Source organism: Desemzia sp. C1 (genome assembly GCF_020882875.1).
In the GTDB taxonomy this organism is placed as follows: domain Bacteria; phylum Bacillota; class Bacilli; order Lactobacillales; family Carnobacteriaceae; genus Desemzia; species Desemzia incerta.
This window is the reverse complement of the sequence record NZ_JAJIZP010000003.1, coordinates 1,510,131-1,526,288: the sequence shown is the minus strand read 5'-3', so window position 1 is coordinate 1,526,288 and position 16,158 is coordinate 1,510,131. Positions and strand designations below refer to the sequence as shown.

General features: G+C 38.9%; 15 protein-coding genes, 5 tRNA genes and 1 rRNA gene. 2 read left to right on the top strand and 19 right to left on the bottom strand.

Features of this window, described 5'->3' with window-relative positions; translation table 11 throughout:
• Positions 1 to 79 precede the first annotated feature (79 nt).
• The 3 genes from LMF32_RS07810 to LMF32_RS07800 all read right to left on the bottom strand — a co-directional run bounded on the left by LMF32_RS07810 (position 80) and on the right by LMF32_RS07800 (position 3,669).
• Positions 80 to 1,687 carry an ABC transporter permease gene (locus tag LMF32_RS07810; RefSeq protein WP_230524412.1) on the bottom strand — a complete coding sequence of 536 codons (1,608 nt, stop codon included), beginning with the start codon at positions 1,685 to 1,687 and terminating at the stop codon, positions 80 to 82.
• A 27-nt stretch (positions 1,688 to 1,714) separates the two neighbouring features.
• On the bottom strand, positions 1,715 to 2,605 hold the full coding sequence (locus tag LMF32_RS07805) for an ABC transporter ATP-binding protein (RefSeq protein WP_347401933.1): 891 nt from the start codon (positions 2,603 to 2,605) through the stop codon (positions 1,715 to 1,717).
• A 107-nt stretch (positions 2,606 to 2,712) separates the two neighbouring features.
• Positions 2,713 to 3,669: a 2-hydroxyacid dehydrogenase gene (locus tag LMF32_RS07800; RefSeq protein ID WP_230524410.1), complete on the bottom strand. Its 957-nt coding sequence runs from the start codon at positions 3,667 to 3,669 to the stop codon at positions 2,713 to 2,715.
• A 249-nt stretch (positions 3,670 to 3,918) separates the two neighbouring features.
• On the opposite strand from LMF32_RS07800, the gene LMF32_RS07795 reads away from it, so the two are divergent.
• Together LMF32_RS07795 and LMF32_RS07790 are read left to right on the top strand one after the other, a co-directional pair.
• Complete coding sequence (locus LMF32_RS07795) at positions 3,919 to 5,904, top strand: S9 family peptidase (protein ID WP_230524409.1); 1,986 nt, start codon at positions 3,919 to 3,921, stop codon at positions 5,902 to 5,904.
• A gap of 151 nt (positions 5,905 to 6,055) precedes the next feature.
• On the top strand, positions 6,056 to 7,186 hold the full coding sequence (locus LMF32_RS07790) for an NADH-dependent flavin oxidoreductase (protein WP_230524408.1): 1,131 nt from the start codon (positions 6,056 to 6,058) through the stop codon (positions 7,184 to 7,186).
• 54 nt (positions 7,187 to 7,240) lie between these two features.
• Here the strand turns inward: LMF32_RS07790 and LMF32_RS07785 are convergent, their stop codons facing one another.
• The 16 genes from LMF32_RS07785 to thiM form a co-directional block, all read right to left on the bottom strand.
• On the bottom strand, positions 7,241 to 7,786 hold the full coding sequence (locus LMF32_RS07785) for a dihydrofolate reductase family protein (protein WP_230524407.1): 546 nt from the start codon (positions 7,784 to 7,786) through the stop codon (positions 7,241 to 7,243).
• An 81-nt stretch (positions 7,787 to 7,867) separates the two neighbouring features.
• Complete coding sequence (gene glmM / locus LMF32_RS07780; protein ID WP_230524406.1) at positions 7,868 to 9,220, bottom strand: phosphoglucosamine mutase; 1,353 nt, start codon at positions 9,218 to 9,220, stop codon at positions 7,868 to 7,870.
• Positions 9,221 to 9,296: 76 nt separating this feature from the next.
• A complete protein-coding gene (locus LMF32_RS07775) occupies positions 9,297 to 10,463 on the bottom strand; it encodes a CdaR family protein (protein ID WP_230524405.1) in 1,167 nt (388 codons plus the stop codon).
• Positions 10,460 to 11,302 carry a diadenylate cyclase CdaA gene (cdaA, locus tag LMF32_RS07770; protein WP_092480481.1) on the bottom strand — a complete coding sequence of 281 codons (843 nt, stop codon included), beginning with the start codon at positions 11,300 to 11,302 and terminating at the stop codon, positions 10,460 to 10,462. Before cdaA ends, LMF32_RS07775 begins: the two co-directional genes overlap by 4 nt.
• A 182-nt stretch (positions 11,303 to 11,484) precedes the next feature.
• A tRNA-Lys gene (locus tag LMF32_RS07765) sits at positions 11,485 to 11,557 on the bottom strand.
• 13 nt (positions 11,558 to 11,570) lie between these two features.
• Positions 11,571 to 11,686, bottom strand: a 5S ribosomal RNA gene (gene rrf / locus LMF32_RS07760).
• A gap of 15 nt (positions 11,687 to 11,701) precedes the next feature.
• Positions 11,702 to 11,773: transfer RNA gene (locus LMF32_RS07755), tRNA-Gln, on the bottom strand.
• A 4-nt stretch (positions 11,774 to 11,777) separates the two neighbouring features.
• Positions 11,778 to 11,861: transfer RNA gene (locus tag LMF32_RS07750), tRNA-Tyr, on the bottom strand.
• Positions 11,862 to 12,026: 165 nt separating this feature from the next.
• Positions 12,027 to 12,473 carry an aminoglycoside 6'-N-acetyltransferase gene (gene aac(6') / locus LMF32_RS07745; protein WP_218147497.1) on the bottom strand — a complete coding sequence of 149 codons (447 nt, stop codon included), beginning with the start codon at positions 12,471 to 12,473 and terminating at the stop codon, positions 12,027 to 12,029.
• Between the two features lie 37 nt (positions 12,474 to 12,510).
• Positions 12,511 to 12,957: a DUF4385 domain-containing protein gene (locus LMF32_RS07740; protein WP_188205100.1), complete on the bottom strand. Its 447-nt coding sequence runs from the start codon at positions 12,955 to 12,957 to the stop codon at positions 12,511 to 12,513.
• A gap of 222 nt (positions 12,958 to 13,179) precedes the next feature.
• Positions 13,180 to 13,252: transfer RNA gene (locus LMF32_RS07735), tRNA-Thr, on the bottom strand.
• A 26-nt stretch (positions 13,253 to 13,278) separates the two neighbouring features.
• Positions 13,279 to 13,350, bottom strand: a tRNA-Glu gene (locus tag LMF32_RS07730).
• A gap of 228 nt (positions 13,351 to 13,578) precedes the next feature.
• A complete protein-coding gene (locus tag LMF32_RS07725) occupies positions 13,579 to 13,857 on the bottom strand; it encodes a GNAT family N-acetyltransferase (RefSeq protein WP_092480479.1) in 279 nt (92 codons plus the stop codon).
• 108 nt (positions 13,858 to 13,965) lie between these two features.
• On the bottom strand, positions 13,966 to 14,592 hold the full coding sequence (gene thiE / locus LMF32_RS07720) for a thiamine phosphate synthase (protein ID WP_188205101.1): 627 nt from the start codon (positions 14,590 to 14,592) through the stop codon (positions 13,966 to 13,968).
• The gene (thiD, locus tag LMF32_RS07715; RefSeq protein WP_230524404.1) at positions 14,582 to 15,397 is read right to left on the bottom strand and encodes a bifunctional hydroxymethylpyrimidine kinase/phosphomethylpyrimidine kinase; all 816 of its coding nucleotides are present in this window, start codon (positions 15,395 to 15,397) and stop codon (positions 14,582 to 14,584) included. The genes thiE and thiD overlap by 11 nt, the downstream gene beginning before the upstream one ends.
• Entirely contained in the window at positions 15,394 to 16,140 is a 747-nt protein-coding gene (gene thiM, locus LMF32_RS07710; protein ID WP_188205102.1) for a hydroxyethylthiazole kinase, read from the bottom strand. Before thiM ends, thiD begins: the two co-directional genes overlap by 4 nt.
• Positions 16,141 to 16,158 lie beyond the last annotated feature (18 nt).

Here is a 16,158-nt window from a genome sequence, read left to right as displayed (position 1 = left end):
TAGAGGGACTCTTTGATTTTATCGAGAGTCCCTCTATTTTTTCAACGCTTAGCTTTGAATCCCAAACCCTTGTCATGCATCAGTTTTTAAAATCCCGTCTATTGTATCCAATAAACCCGAGAACAGTTAATAGAACAGTTCCCCCTATCAACATCTCCAACTCTGTCCAATTGATCGTTTCAATCGGTACTTTTGGAATAAAATAAAAAACAGACAGCTGATTCAGCCATTCAGGAAAATCAATCAGTCCTCCTAAATAGACGACTGTCAGTGTTAACGCAATATACATCCACACAAATGAACTCCCTTTCGGCCATAGCCCTAATAGAAATGTCGCTAAGGCAAGGATAAACCAAAGAGCCGGAACATATATAAATGCTCCTTGGAATGCAACAGACCATTCAAGACCTGCGGCTAAGGATTGATTAGCTGCCAAATATAACCCTAAAGCAATCACAAATTGGATCACGCAAGAAAAGAGCAAGGAGATCATATAATAAGTAAACAGAATTTTGTTTCTTGATACTGAACGACTATAATAGTGTTCGATACGCTGCTGTTTTTCTTCTTTTTTCAACTTAAATACTATAGAGGTGACCGCTATGGCAGTAAAAATAGATAAAATTTCCATCAATAATACAATGAATTGTTCTAGCAGAACAGCACCGGCTTCTTTTGAAAAAAAGCCTTCAATAAATTCTACATCTGCAAAATAGGTTTCTAAATCTCCTAGAATAGCTCCAAATGCTGCACTGATTAAAAACAGCATCACGGTCCACCCTATTAAAATGTTTTTTTCCAAGTGCCATATTAAACCTACAGGTGTTTTCAAAAAAGCGGATGCCTTATCTTTTCCCTTGTAACTGGATATAAGACCTGTGTCAATGTCTCTTCTATGGTTCAGATAAAGAGCCACTATCAACAACACTCCTGCTCCAACAAGCAAATTGATAACCGGCCACCAAGTGTTTGTTACAAAGACTTGCGTACGAACCACCCACCCCAAAGGAGAGATCAAGGCCAGCGCTTCATTCCAAACATCTCCAATGGCTCTGATGAGGTATAAGACGATAACCAGACCAATAGACAACATAGTCGTATTTCTTGCAGTATCTGCCAATTGTGCAATGAATACTGTTAATCCAGCAAAGAACAGTCCGCAAGTTCCCAGCAATGCTCCATATAATAAAGAAGCTTCTAAACTCATTCCAGATGCCGAAATAATGGTTAAACCAACAGATAGGATAAGAAATAAAAGACCATTTGCCAATAATACTATTATTCCAGAAGCTGCTAGATACGATAAACGACCAACCGGCAAAGCCCGGATATATTCTAAACGTCCGGATTCCTCATCATTACGAGTACTTGAACTCACAAATAAACTATTCATGACTGCTACTGCAATAGCTGTAAACAATAACATTTCGTTTGCAAAAGCAGCTCCCACAGTATATTTGTCGATTGGATAATTCGGTCCTAGCATTGCGTTCATTGCAGGGTTCTCCATTGTGATCGCAAAACCTATAAGATCCTCTTGGTTAGTATAGACAGTAGGGTAAACACTAGCTACAACCAACGACATCCCTATTATTCCAAATAACCATAGACCTAGCTTGAACCCATTTTGGTGCAAGAGTATTTTTGTTACTGTACGAGTTCCTTTAAACCATTGTCCTATCACCACTACTCGCCTCTCTCCTTGAAAAATTGATTAAAAAGATTTCTCTTTATAGTGCCGCATGAATAAATCTTCTAACGTAGGAGCAGAGCTTTCTAATTTTAAAACACCAAATTGACTGATATGGCTAATCACTTCTGGCAATTTTTCGCTGTCTACTTGGAATTCCCAACTATTTCCCTTTTGACTAATGTTTTGAACACCTTTTATTTCTGTTAACCCCACTAAAGGTTTTTGTGTTTCAACAGTGAATGTTGACCTAGTTAAGTGCTTCAATTCTGAAAGAGTCCCTGTCTCTATAATTTTCCCCTCTCGAATAATGGCAACTCGGTCACACAATTTTTCAACTTCAGATAAGATATGACTCGATAACAATATACTTTTCCCTTGTTGCTTGAGTTCTAAAATGATCTCTTGAAAAATCTGTTCCATCAATGGGTCTAATCCTGACGTGGGTTCATCAAGAATATATAGATCTGCGTTTGAAGTAAAAGCTGCAATAAGAGCGATTTTTTGGCGATTTCCTTTAGAATAAGCACGACACTTTTTCGTAGGATCTAATTTGAAACGTTGGATCAGTTCATCTCTTCTCGCCACATTGCTATTGCCGTGCATTTCTATAAACAAATCAATGACTTGCCCACCTGTCAAATTAGGCCATAGATTTGCTTCACCAGGAACATATGCAATTCTTTTATGAATCATGACAGCATCTTTCCAAGCGTCTTTACCAAAAAGAGTAACTTCCCCCTCTGTAGCTTTTAATAGTCCTAATAACACTCTGATCGTTGTTGTCTTCCCAGCACCATTTGGTCCAATAAAACCGTATATTTCTCCTTCGTTTAAATTCAAATCGATTTTATCCAATGCTGTAAAATGGTGGAACTTTTTCGTCAGTCCTTTAATTTCTACTAAACTCATTATACCCACCTCCATAATAGTCACAGTGATATCTTCATGTTGCTCATTTTTTAAATAATACAAAAAATCCCCACTGAGAAAAAAACTCAATGGGGATGCATACTAACCACTTATTCTTGAACGATATTTTTAGGTTCCCCATCAAGGAACGCAATCGTATTCTCAAAAGCGATTTTTGCTCTTTCTACCATAGCTTCATCTGTCAAGTAAGCAACATGCGGCGTCAAAACAGCATTCTTCGCGTTCAACAACGGGTAATCACTTGGAATAGGCGGCTCCATATCAAATACATCGATTCCTGCTCCAGCGATTTCTCCATTATTCAGCAATTCTGCTAATGCTTCGTTGTCTATAATGGGACCACGCGCGCAATTGATCAAAATCGCAGAAGATTTCATTTTTGCCAACTCTTCTTTTGACAGGAAGCCCTTAGTCTGTTTATTCAACGGCAGATGAACGGAAAGGATGTCGCTTTGTTTCATTAGTTCGTCTAAAGAAACGTATTCTATTCCCAACTCTTTTGCAACTTCTTTTTCAGTACGACTGTATGCAATCACGTTGGCACCAAAGGCTTCAAACAAACGAGCGGTCATCAATCCAATATTGCCTGTCCCTAATATTCCAACTGTCTTCCCTTTGATTTCATTTCCTTGGATCAAACCAGGGAACTCTTTCTTACGGATGTCTTGGTTTCCTTGGGAAATAGAACGATATAAATCAAGGGTCAGCCCAATAACCAGTTCTGCTACTGATTGATCGGAATAGCCGGCTGCATTAGCGATTTTGATGTCTTTTTCTTTTGCTGCATCTCCTGCTACATGGTCTACACCTGTAAATGCGACATTGATCAATTTCATATGATCAGCTTTTTGGATGGCCTCTTCTGGATAAGGATTATTTGCTATCATGACAATATCTGCATCCTTGCTTCGTTCAGCTAATTCATCAGTATCCGTCGTCTTTTCTTCATAATAAACAAAATCATGTCCTCTATCTTTAATCGGTTGTGCCAATTCATCAATCAACTCTTTAGGGACTCTTAAAGGTTCAAGTAATTTTACCAGCATGTATTTCTTCCTTTCTATTTATTCTTACATTTGTATCCATTAGGAATAGGTTTATCTCACTTCTTATTGTACCAATAAATGACTGCAAATGTGAAATCAGCTCTCTTTGCCTCACTCAAACTTCTTTTTATTTCTACTTGAATTACTTCTTTATAAGAAGCATAATAATGATAAGAAAGTAAGTGGAAAATTAGAACAAATTAATAAAGCAGTTAAATCCATTCAAAATTTATTTTCAGGAGGAAAGTAATGAAAAAAATAACCACCGAAAGTTTATATGAACTGAAGAATGTCTCACAGCCCGTCACATGGAAAGATACGATTTTTTATTTAGAAACTCAGATAGATAAACCAGAAAATACATATCATACAGCAATCAAAAGTTTGGATACGAAGACAAAAAAACGTCGTGATTGGGGTGATAACGGGTCGGTTAATACAGCCGTTGAAATTTCTCCAAACCAGAAATGGCTGTCTTTTTTATCCAACGGAACAAAAGATAAAAAAATGCAGCTCATGATCATGCCATTAGATGGAGGTACTTCAATACAGCTGACAGATGAAAAAGAAGGAGTCTCTAATTACCATTGGACATCAAATGGCTCCAGTATTTATTATCAAACTTCTACCGATCTGACTGTAGAAGAAAAGCTGGATGACTCTTCACAAAAAACTGCTGCTGACAAAGCGGACACATTACCTAAAGCAACTACTATCACTAAATTGACTTATAAATTAGATGGAGCAGGTATCCTTCCTGCTGATCGAGATTACCATATTAAGAAAATTGATATTGCGACTAAAACTCTTACTACCATCATGACTCGTAAAGACCCTGTCTGCTTGAATTATGTCTCTAAAGACGAAAGTTATTTAATCTATGCAGATGAATTGCTTCCTGACGATGAATGGGCGTACGGACAAACGGTTTATTGGTATGATGTATCTTCTAAAGAAAGCCGTTCATTGACTGATTCTATTTCTAAAGGAAGTTTTCGCTTTGCTGCTATGTCTCCTGAAGAAGACTATTTGTTATTGATTGGAAATGATTTCGAATATGCTTTCGTTTCTCAAAATAAACTCTATGGCTATGACATAGCCTCCCAAAAGTTAACTTGCTTAACTGCAGAGCACGATATCGAATTAGGCGATGTCTTAGTAGGCGACTTCCAGCAGCAAGTCAATGGCATCGATCCTATATGGCTAACTAATGAAGAGTTTGTCTTCTCCACAACTGAACACGGGAAAATCAAATTGTATAAAGGAACTCGTTCAGGAGATATTACTGTGATTTTTGATCAGCCTCTGCACTTGACCGATGGAGCCGTTTTTGCTGGTTCTAATCAGTTTGCGGTAACTTACTCTTCACCTACTCGCCCGAGTTTATTAGGAGTGATTGATTTGACTACCGGTGAATTGAACGATTTGTATAACCCTAATCAAGCCTTTGAAAAAGAATATACCATTACAAAACCAGAGATGTTTTGGTATAAAGGCGCTGATGATTGGGATATCCAAGGGTGGTATTTAGCTCCTGAAGATAGAACATCATCTCATCCTGCAGTGCTATATATTCATGGTGGACCGCAAGTCAGCTATGGCGAAACCTTCTTCCATGAGATGCAATCCTTGGCAGCAAAAGGCTATGGGGTCATTTTATTGAACCCTCGTGGCGGAAATGGATATGGTCAAGAATTCGTAGCCTCTATCTTAGGAGATTACGGGAATAAGGATTACCAGGACTTGATGTTGGGGACAGATGTTGTATTAGCTGCTCATCCTGAAATCGATGCTGAATCAGTATATGTGGCTGGAGGAAGTTACGGAGGCTTTATGACTAACTGGATCGTAGGACATACAGACCGCTTCAAAGCAGCGGTCACACAACGTTCTATTTCAAACTGGATCAGTTTTTATGGAACCAGTGATGTCGGACCTTTCTTTGTGCAGTTCCAACTGCAGAATGATTTATCCAATGTTACTAAGTTATGGGAAATGTCTCCTTTAGCTCATGCCAAAAACGCTAAAACACCTATCTTGATCTTACACAGCGATGATGATCTGCGCTGTCCAAAAGAGCAAGGAGAGCAATTCTACATCGCTATGAAGCGGCAAGGAGTGGAAACTCAATTCATGACTTTCCCTAAATCCAGTCACGGTTTGTCTCGTAATGGTTTGCCAAACTTGCGTATCGACCGTTTGAAAGCTGTCTCTGACTGGTTTGAATCTCATTAAATTAATAAACATCAAAAGAGCCGATAAATGTTGGTTTTTTCGGCTCTTTTGATGACCTGAAATTCAATATACTATACTTTTGTAAGTACGTTGGGTATACTTTTCATTGTTCACACATATCACGTTTTTACTTATAGGAGGATTAATTAGAATGAAAGAGTCTTATCAATCATTATTTGAACCTTTTACGTTTGCTTCAGGAGCTACGATTGAGAACCGAATTGTTATGGCGCCTATGACGACCCAGTCTTCTTTTGTCAACGGGATGGTCACTTCGGATGAATTAACTTATTTTAACCGACGTGCGAAAGGACTAGGTGCTGTTATCACTTCTTGTGCGCAAGTTCGCGAAGACGGGCGATTTGCCGGTTCACTTAGCGCAGCATCAGATAATCGGATTGAAAGTTTGTCTAAATTAGCTGATTCTATCCAAAGTACAGGCTCTAAAGCCATTTTACAAATCTTCCACGTAGGCCGTATGGGAGATCGTACTTCTTTGAAAGGAGTACAACCGGTAAGTGCCAGTGCAGTTCCTGCCCTAAGAGAAGGGGCAGAAGAACCAAGAGAATTACCAGACTCAGAAGTTCGTGAATTGGTTGAAGCTTTTGGCGAAGCCACTCGTCGAGCTATTCAAGCTGGATTTGATGGGGTTGAACTTCATGGTGCTAATACGTATTTGATCCAACAATTCTTCTCCCCTCATTCAAATCGCCGTACAGACCATTGGGGCGGAACTCTTAAAAAACGAATGAACTTCCCATTAGAGGTTATTGCAGCAGCTAAAAAAGCTATTCAAACCTATGCTGAAAAACCGTTCATCTTCGGGTATCGTATTTCTCCAGAAGAACTTGAAGAGCCAGGTATCACTTTACAAGATACACTAGCATTCTTGGACAAGTTAAAAGATACAGGACTAGATTACATCCATATCTCTACAGGATCAGCTTTCCAAAGTTCGATGCGCGATAAAAGCGATCAAACTCCTGTCTTGCAATTGATCCATGAAAAAATAGGCGACTCTATTCCATTGATTGGTGTGGGTTCTGTTAAAACGCCAGAAGATGCCGCAGCCGTTTTAGACATGGGCGTTCCTATTGTAGCTTTAGGACGTGAACTGATCGTAGAACCGGATTGGGCAGATAAAGTATTTTCCGGAAAAGAAGACACTATTCGTAAAACCATCTCATATTCTGATCAGCAAGAGTTGGTTATCCCTGACGCTATGTGGGAATATATCCAACTTGCTCCAGGATGGCTTCCATTTGAAACAACTAAGGATTAAAACTTTTTAAAAAGCAGTTTTTATCAGGACTCATTCTGATAAAAACTGCTTTTCTTATAAGGATTTTCTTTCAAAAGTAAGTTCAGCAAATTGGACGATCTGCCGAACATTCGTCAATTCCCATTCCATTTCATAATTGCCCTCTTTGAATAATGGAATTCCTTTTCCTAACAGAATAGGTGCAATCGTAATAATCATTTTGTCGATTAAATCAGCTTCCAGAAAATCTGCTATCAATTCACCGCCGCCCATCAACCAAATATTCTTTCCTGCTTGATTTTTCAATCCTTGGATCAATTCAGTAGGATCTATGGCAGTAAATGTTATGCCTTTAGACGAAACTTGAGGAACCGTTCTTGAAAAGATATAATTTTCTTTATCTTCATAGGGATATTCCCCATCTAATTCGTTCATCACCCAATCATACGTTTTCCTTCCCATAATAATCGTGTCGATCGTTTGTTCAAACTCTTCCACAATACCCGTATTCTCTTCTTGACCATCAACACTAAATAACCACTCTAATCCATCTTGTTTGGTTGCAATATAGCCATCAAGACTGCAGGCAATAAACAAGACTACTTTTCGTTTTTGATCCATTTTTATTCCTCCTTAATGCTTTATCAGTAAATAAAAAAGGCAGAAAACTGTTTGATCAGTTTTCTGCCTTTTTACTACTGTTTAGTCTAATCCAATTTCTGCTTTTACTACGTCTACTATACGGTCTACATAGTTGTTAACTTGTTCTTCCGTTGGCGCTTCAGCCATTACACGCAATAATGGTTCAGTTCCACTAGGACGAACTAAAATACGGCCATTTCCAGCCATTTCTGCTTCAACTTCTTCAATTACTTTTTTGATGGCAGGAACATCCATAGCTCCGTGCTTATCGCTAACTCTTACGTTAACTAGCTTTTGAGGATATTCTGTAACTTCTTCTGCTAATTCAGATAATTTCTTACCTGTTTCTTTCATAACATTCAATAATTGAACAGCTGAAAGCAGTCCGTCACCCGTAGTATGGAAATCTAAGAACACCATGTGTCCTGATTGTTCTCCACCTAGATTGTAATCATTTTTACGCATTTCTTCCACTACATAGCGGTCTCCCACTTGTGTTTTTAAAGCTTTCATTCCTGCTGCTTCAACGGCTTTGTGGAATCCTAAGTTGCTCATGACTGTAGAAACGATCGTGTCTTTTTTCAAGTGACCTTTATCTTTCAAATGTTTCCCGCAAATATACATAATTTTATCTCCGTCAACGATATTTCCTAATTCGTCAACAGCTATAATACGGTCGCCATCTCCATCAAAAGCTAAACCAGCGTCAGCTCCTTGTTCGACAACCATTCCTGCTAATTTGTCTGGATGAGTTGATCCAACGCCTTCATTGATATTAACTCCATCCGGAGAAACACCCATTACGTCGAATTCAGCATCTAAATCAGCGAATAGACGATTGATCAATGGACTTGTCGCTCCATTTGCGCCATCTAAGCAAACTTGCAGTCCGCTTAAATCACCAGAGATCGTTTGTTGCAAGAATTGAGTGTATTTTTGAGAACCTTCTTTATAGTCTTCTACGCTTCCTAACCCAGCTGCGCTAGGACGAGGCAAGGTATCTTCTTGGTCCAATAATGCTTCAATTTCTTCTTCTTGTTCATCTGACAATTTGAATCCATCAGATCCAAAGAACTTGATTCCGTTATCTGGTGCCGGATTGTGTGAAGCAGAAATCATAACTCCAGCAGCTGCTCCTTGAACTCGAGTCAAGTAAGCTACCCCTGGCGTAGAGATAACGCCTAATTTTAACACTTCGATTCCGACAGACAACAAACCTGAGATCAATGCATATTCCAACAATTGACCTGACATACGTGTGTCTCTACCAACTAATACGCGTGGTTGTTCGTCCCCTTCAGTGTGTTGTGATAATACATATCCACCAAATCGTCCTAATTTAAATGCTAATTCTGGTGTAAGTTCTGAGTTTGCAACTCCTCTTACTCCATCTGTACCAAAGTATTTTCCCATTTTCAAAAAGCTCCTTTTCAGTAATTGAATAGATTGCTTATTCGTTTATTATTTATTATTTATTATTTATTCATTTTTATTCGTCGTTGTTTTCTTCTGCACTCTCGCTGCTGCTTTCAGAAGAAGATTCTGAACTGCCGCTGCTGCTAGAGCTTTCTGAAGATTCTCGTTCCTCGGACTCTTGACTGCTCTCTTCTTCACTGCTCTCAGGAGCATAACTAGATTCACTAGGTTGAGGTTCATCCGTCCTATCTGGCTGAGAATTCCCAGTTTCTTCCTCTGAGACTCTAATATCTACTTCAATGGTTTCAGGCAATACTGAAGCAGCTCCATTAGGTACAGGAACTGTCACTTCCACTGTAGAACTTTCTGTTACACCTGTCACATCAACAGGTACTTGAATTTCATCCAGTGCATCCAAAACAGCTTCTTCTGCTACGACATTGGCTGTGGTATCCTCTCCCTCAGCGATTGCTAATTCATAAGTGTACCCGGACTCGGGAGTACCAGATTGTTGCAGTGACATTGGAACATCTCTGCTGTTGGATGTTACCGGAATAGTAACCGACACTTCGCTTGGTGTTACTTCTACGTCCAACTGATTCCCAGCTGCGTCCGTTACAATGACCGGCAACGTTTGAGTAATATCAGAATTCGTGTTTTCCTCCGCAGAAACATTTACTTGTACATTAGCGATTCGTCCTAACGTATCTGCTGCACCCTCTATGAGCACAGTTTCTGAATCCACGATAGGTTCGCCGGCTTCGTATCCTCTGGCTAAAGAAGCTTCATTAAATAACACAGATACATCGTAATTTTCGCTGACTCGTTCTTGTATTGTGATCTTTACTTCAGCAGGATAGATCGTGTAGCTCAGCTCATCAGACAAACCTGAAGGCAGCAATTCGATCGTGTACGTTCCCTCACCCAACTCATTCAAATCAGGAGTAACAATATCAAAACCTTTTGTTGTCAGTGTATTCAACAAAATAGCTGTCGATCCCTCCAACAAAACGGAAACTGAATCAGGGATCCCCGTAACAAAATATTTTTCTTGGTCAATATCTACTAAAACCGGTAAATCAGTGATCATTTCCGTACTGTTGACTGTTGCTCCGCCTGAACGGTTATTTGCATTGATTTGTTTACTGTTTTCGTTATTCACATAAGTAAATAATAATGCGGCAAAACCTAGCGCTACAATCCGTAAAAACCAAGGAGAATTCATTATTTTTTCCATCATTTTTTAGAAGCCCCCTTTTTGAAACCGTTGAAAAAAGTTTGAATAGGGTTGACCGTTTGTTCTTCTTCTTCCGTCACTAATGCTTTGGTCAAGAAAACCTCAAAGTCTTCTCTTGAAAGATCTCGGTATAAATTACCGTTTTGGGTAATACTGACTCCCCCAGTTTCTTCGGAAACAACAACGGTTAAAGCATCAGATACTTCACTCAGACCAATTGCAGCTCTGTGCCGAGTCCCCAATTCTTTAGAAATCAACGAACTCTCAGAAAGCGGCAAATAACTGGCGGCTGAAGCAATTTTATAATCTTGAATGATTACTGCTCCATCATGCAATGGAGTATTGGGTATAAATGTATTGATCAGCAATTCTCCAGAAATATCCGCACCCATTGAAATACCCGTGTTGACATATTCTTCTAATCCCGTTTCCATTTCAATCGCAATTAATGCTCCTATGCGTCGTTTACTCATATATTGTACAGACTTTAGTATACTTGATACAAGGTCTTCTCCAGGGTTCTTTTTCTTTTTCTTGCGGTTAAATAAAGAACCTCTACCTAAATGTTCTAATCCCCTGCGCATTTCTGGTTGGAAAATAATGATCAAGGCTAATACAGCCCATTGAATCACTAAATCGACAATCCATTCTACTGTCTGCAGCTGGAAGAAATAACTTCCAACCTTTATCAAAACAATAATAGCAATCCCTTTCAATAACTGAACAGCTCTTGTTCCTCTGACAACAATAATCAATTGGTAGATAAAAAATGCAACGATCAAAACATCTATGATGTTGATTAACGAGCGCCATGTAAAAAGTAGTGACCAATCTATTGACATGTGGACACCTCCAAAAGTGTAAAATTGTCACTCAGTCCATATTATAGCACAGTTTAGTTTGAATAACGTTATTTGATGACACGTTAAGAGCTCTTTTTATCGTTTTCTAACTCTTCCATTCAACCGCTGTAAAAGAACAAAAAAAAGACTAGAAACAGGAACTCTGTTTCTAGTCTTAGGAATGAGTCATGCAGGATTCGAACCTGCGACCCTCTGATTAAAAGTCAGATGCTCTACCAACTGAGCTAATGACTCATAAATTAAACCAGCATGGCTTCGTCCTAATCTCACAAAGGGAAAGCCTTCACTACCTTTGGCGCTAAGAAGCTTAACTACTGTGTTCGGCATGGGAACAGGTGTGACCTTCTTGCCATCAAAACCACACATGGTTTAATTTAACTGGGCTAGCTGGATTCGAACCAACGCATGAGGGAGTCAAAGTCCCTTGCCTTACCGCTTGGCTATAGCCCATAAATGGTGGAGGGGGGCAGATTCGAACTGCCGAACCCGAAGGAGCGGATTTACAGTCCGCCGCGTTTAGCCACTTCGCTACCCCTCCAATAAATCATTGCAGAAAATAGAATCAAAAATCAGCAACAAGAATATAATACAATTAAACACACCATTCTGTCAAGAGAGAAAATGCTTTTTTGTTTTATTATTCATTATCCTGAATAATCTCCCCTTTAAAAGAGTGATCTAAAAGCCCTAATCTGAATTTTGGCTACAATTCTATAGACTTCACATAACAAACAAGACGATTCACTTCTTTAAATCCAGTTTTCTGATGAACTTTCTGACTAATAGTATTGTACAATTCTACATCCGACGCTATTTGCGTGCACCCTTTACTTTTAGCCCATCCTTCTCCTGCCGAAATCAATTTATGTGCTACATGACGCTGACGATAGTCGGGCTTCACATAAATACCTTCTATATACGCTACAGGTGTAGATGTGGTTCCTTCAACGTACTCATATCTTAAAGACATATGGATAAAACCTGCAGTGCCTTTATTTTCTTTAGCAACTAATATAGTGTCTTTTTTACTTCCCGACAGGCACTCGAATTCTTTTTTTAACGCAGCAAAATCATTTTCTTTGAACAACTCTTGCGCCATTTTAGCAACAAGAGTAATATCAGAAGGTTTCATTACTTGAATAGTTGTCATTTATCAACATCCTCAGTATTTTTATCACCTTACTTGATCAGCCATACTTTTTTTGATGCTCTTTTTTCAATTTGAGGTAATCTTCATCTTCTCTGACGATCTTCCATTTCTTTTCAAAAATAGCAGCTGACTTTGCTTTTTCTTCATCAATCATTCGTTCCTTAATTTCGCCGTTTTCCTCATATTTTCTTCCGCCCTTATAATTTGCGTAGCGTCTGGATCTAGTGTAACCCATTTGAAGAAATTTCCTAGCCATATCCATTCCGACGAAATCTTGATCTTCTTTATATTTTAAATACATTTGATAAATTTTTTCAGACGATTCTGTAGCGATTTCCGGCGTCTTAAATCGCCAATGAGGAAGAATCTCACTTTTGTAAGGCTCTACCAGCAGTACGCCTTGTTCTCCTCTTCCTACTCTGTATAATTCAGGTTGCTTACGGAAGTTTATTTTATCAAAATCAAGATCGTAATCAAATGCCATTTCATCACCTCTTTAGTTGCTTTGTTGCATAGACCTATGTCTGTTGTTTTCCAACTACAATACATACTAATCATCTTATTTAACCTTACTCTACTTGTGCATTCCAATCAATTTTTCTGTTTTCTTGTCCCTACATCTCTATGACATATCGTAAATCGACCTAAAAAAAACAGGTTCACAAAAGTTTTTAAAACCTTTTGTGAACCTGTTTTTTTCGTATTATGCCGGCTGCAGGACTTGAACCTGTGACCCCCGCGTTACGAGTGCGATGCTCTACCAACTGAGCTAAGCCGGCGAACGTGATTATTCCTGAAACTAAAATGACCCGTACGGGATTCGAACCCGTGTTACCGCCGTGAAAGGGCGGTGTCTTAACCGCTTGACCAACGGGCCTTAAAGACTAATGCTTGTTGAGCACAAAGAGAATTATATAAAATATTGTATCTCTTGTAAATAGAAGATCGTCTTTTTTCGTTATTTTTAATATTATTCTAATAATTATTCATTAATATTGATTTTTTGCATATTTAATAACAAAAAAAGCTGGAAATTAGTCCATTCTGCTGGCCTCAGACTCCAGCAAAATGAATAAATTCCAGCTTTCTAATTGTTTAATAAAATTTAGTCTGCCATAATATCTTGGTATTTTTCCGGCTTGCGTTCAAATAAAGTCACCACATAGGGACAAACTGGAACAATCTTCTTACCTTCATTTTTCATTTCTTGAACAGTACGATCGACTAATTGTTCTGCTACTCCTTGCCCTCTTAGGCTAGGGTCTACAAAAGTATGGTCAACCAATACTTTATCTTCTCCAGAAGGTACATAAGTGATTTCAGCAATTAAATTTCCAGCTTCATCATTTTTGTAAAAACGATTTTCCCCTTTTTCGAAATCCATGGTATCTACCACTCCTTTTATCATTTGACTCTATTTTAACACTTCTCAAGGGACCCTTCCAGTTTTCTTATTTTTACTCCATTTGTTCGAAAACAACAATTCCCAGCTTTAGACTGTTCTACGCAAGTTTTCTACTGTCGTTTTGATCTGTGTGCTATGACAAATCGCTGATATTAAAGCTACTCCATCTGCACCTGCTGAACGAACTTTATTAGCATTTGCTTCCGTTATACCTCCTATAGCAACGATTGGGAACGTATTGAACTGTTTTCGTATAGTTTTTAAAGCGGTCACTCCTGTTGGTGGTTGGGCATCTTTTTTAGTTTGAGTCGTGTATATCGGTCCAATTCCTACGTAATCCGCTCCATCAGCTATAGCTTTTCTCATATCATGAACATTATGAACCGACACTCCTATGATTTTACCTTTAGCCTGTTCACGAAAAGTAGAAATCGCTAAGTCATTTTGACCAACATGAATCCCATCAGCATTTAACTTCAATGCTAAGTTTACGTCATCATTAATAATAAAAGGAACTTGATAAGCAGCACACAGCTGTTGGCAGTCAGAAGCAAACTTTTCATACGCTTGTCCTGTTAATGCTCCTTCTCCCTTTTCTCGGAATTGAAAACAAGTTATGCCTGCTTCTAATGCTTCACGGAGTACCAAAAGCGGATCCTTTTTGCAGTTATTAGACCCCATGACAAAATATATCTCTAACATTTCACGCTTCATTCACTACCACCTCGCAAACTCCTTTTTGTTGATTAAAAGCAAAATGATTGGTGGGTCCTTTTCCGCTCCCGATAAAAAGGGGATAACTAATTGCTAAATGAACAAACTTTTTGGCTTCAATAATTGCTTCAGGTATAGTATATCCTTTGGCAATATTAGCTGTAATCGCTGCTGAAAAAGTACAACCAGTCCCATGCGTGTGGTCTGTCTTTTTTCTAGGAGTTGTCATGGTAAAAGCTGCGTCGTGACCATACACTCGGTCAACAGCATCTTTTTCACCTGTGTGTCCCCCTTTTATTACTACCCAGTCGGATCCCATTTGTAGAATACTACGAGCTGCTCTTTCCATATCTTTTGAATCTTTAATAGACATCCCAGTAAGAACTTCAGCTTCTGGTATATTAGGAGTACAGATTGTTGTTAAGTGTAATAATTGTTCAATCAATGCTTCTACAGCTGAGTTCTGTAACAGCTTTTCCCCGCCTTTTGCGATCATCACGGGATCAAGTACTAGAGGAATCTTTTGCTCTCTTAAAACAGCAGCTGCAGCCTCAATAATCTCAGCGGAATAGAGCATACCCGTTTTGATCGATTTGATAGAAAAATCTTCCAGCACTGATGACAATTGTTGCTGAACAAACTGTGGCGTCACCTTAAAAACTCCATGAACCCCTTTTGTATTTTGATCAGTTAATGCAGTTATGACTGTTGTTCCAAATACACCCAGTTCTTGGAACGTTTTGATATCTGCTTGAATTCCGGCTCCTCCACCTGAATCAGACCCTGCAATGGTTAATGAAATCATTTTTTTACCTCCGCGATTTTTTGTACATTATCTATAAATTGAGCGATAAACGACCCGTTTTCATCCGAAGAGAGTTCAGCTGCTTTTTTGTAATCCTTTAAAGTAGCGGCTAGACTCTTCAACTCTTCTTTCCTATTACTGCTGGCTAACGATGCTGCACAAATAGCGCTCAGTAAGCAGCCCATCCCTGTAATATGTGTCGCTGTCTCGTTCCCTCCACAAATGTGGTATTCAGCATGCCCATCAGTTAAAAAATCAGTTCTCCCAGTCACAGCTACCATGCACCCATACTTTAAAGCCACTTCCCGAGCTATCGTATCGGTATTCGCAAAACCTTCCCCACTATCGACTCCTTTTGCTTGCCAGTCTGCTCCAGCTATAGACGCTAATTCTCCAGCGTTGCAACGAATCAAATTGAATTTGACTTCCTTCAACAAACGACGAACCACTCTCTTTCTGTAATCTGTAGCGCCTACACCTACAGGATCAAGCACAATTGGAATATTTAATTCATTTGCTTTTTTACCAGCAACCAACATAGACTCTATCGTAAAGTCATTTACGGTTCCGATATTAATCAACAACCCATCAGAAGAAGAGACTACTTCAGAAACCTCTTTTATTTCATCAGCCATGATAGGGGATGCTCCTACTGCAAGTAATCCATTAGCTGAAAAGTTAGCTACAACATAATTGGTTATACAATGAATCAAAGGTGCTGCTTGTTTAATCTGTGATAACATTCTTTAACTCCTCCATTT

What these genes read in the sequence shown, in the direction of transcription:
- LMF32_RS07795 (WP_230524409.1), top strand. Translation starts at nt 3,919, where the DNA reads ATGAAAAAAATAACCACCGAAAGTTTATATGAACTGAAGAATGTCTCA.
- glmM (WP_230524406.1), bottom strand. Translation starts at nt 9,220, where the DNA reads ATGGGAAAATACTTTGGTACAGATGGAGTAAGAGGAGTTGCAAACTCA.
- LMF32_RS07725 (WP_092480479.1), bottom strand. Translation starts at nt 13,857, where the DNA reads ATGGATTTCGAAAAAGGGGAAAATCGTTTTTACAAAAATGATGAAGCT.
- LMF32_RS07785 (WP_230524407.1), bottom strand. Translation starts at nt 7,786, where the DNA reads ATGGATCAAAAACGAAAAGTAGTCTTGTTTATTGCCTGCAGTCTTGAT.
- LMF32_RS07790 (WP_230524408.1), top strand. Translation starts at nt 6,056, where the DNA reads ATGAAAGAGTCTTATCAATCATTATTTGAACCTTTTACGTTTGCTTCA.
- LMF32_RS07800 (WP_230524410.1), bottom strand. Translation starts at nt 3,669, where the DNA reads ATGCTGGTAAAATTACTTGAACCTTTAAGAGTCCCTAAAGAGTTGATT.
- thiE (WP_188205101.1), bottom strand. Translation starts at nt 14,592, where the DNA reads ATGAAGCGTGAAATGTTAGAGATATATTTTGTCATGGGGTCTAATAAC.
- thiD (WP_230524404.1), bottom strand. Translation starts at nt 15,397, where the DNA reads ATGATTTCATTAACCATTGCAGGGTCTGATTCAGGTGGAGGAGCCGGA.
- LMF32_RS07775 (WP_230524405.1), bottom strand. Translation starts at nt 10,463, where the DNA reads ATGATGGAAAAAATAATGAATTCTCCTTGGTTTTTACGGATTGTAGCG.
- cdaA (WP_092480481.1), bottom strand. Translation starts at nt 11,302, where the DNA reads ATGTCAATAGATTGGTCACTACTTTTTACATGGCGCTCGTTAATCAAC.
- thiM (WP_188205102.1), bottom strand. Translation starts at nt 16,140, where the DNA reads ATGTTATCACAGATTAAACAAGCAGCACCTTTGATTCATTGTATAACC.
- LMF32_RS07740 (WP_188205100.1), bottom strand. Translation starts at nt 12,957, where the DNA reads ATGGCATTTGATTACGATCTTGATTTTGATAAAATAAACTTCCGTAAG.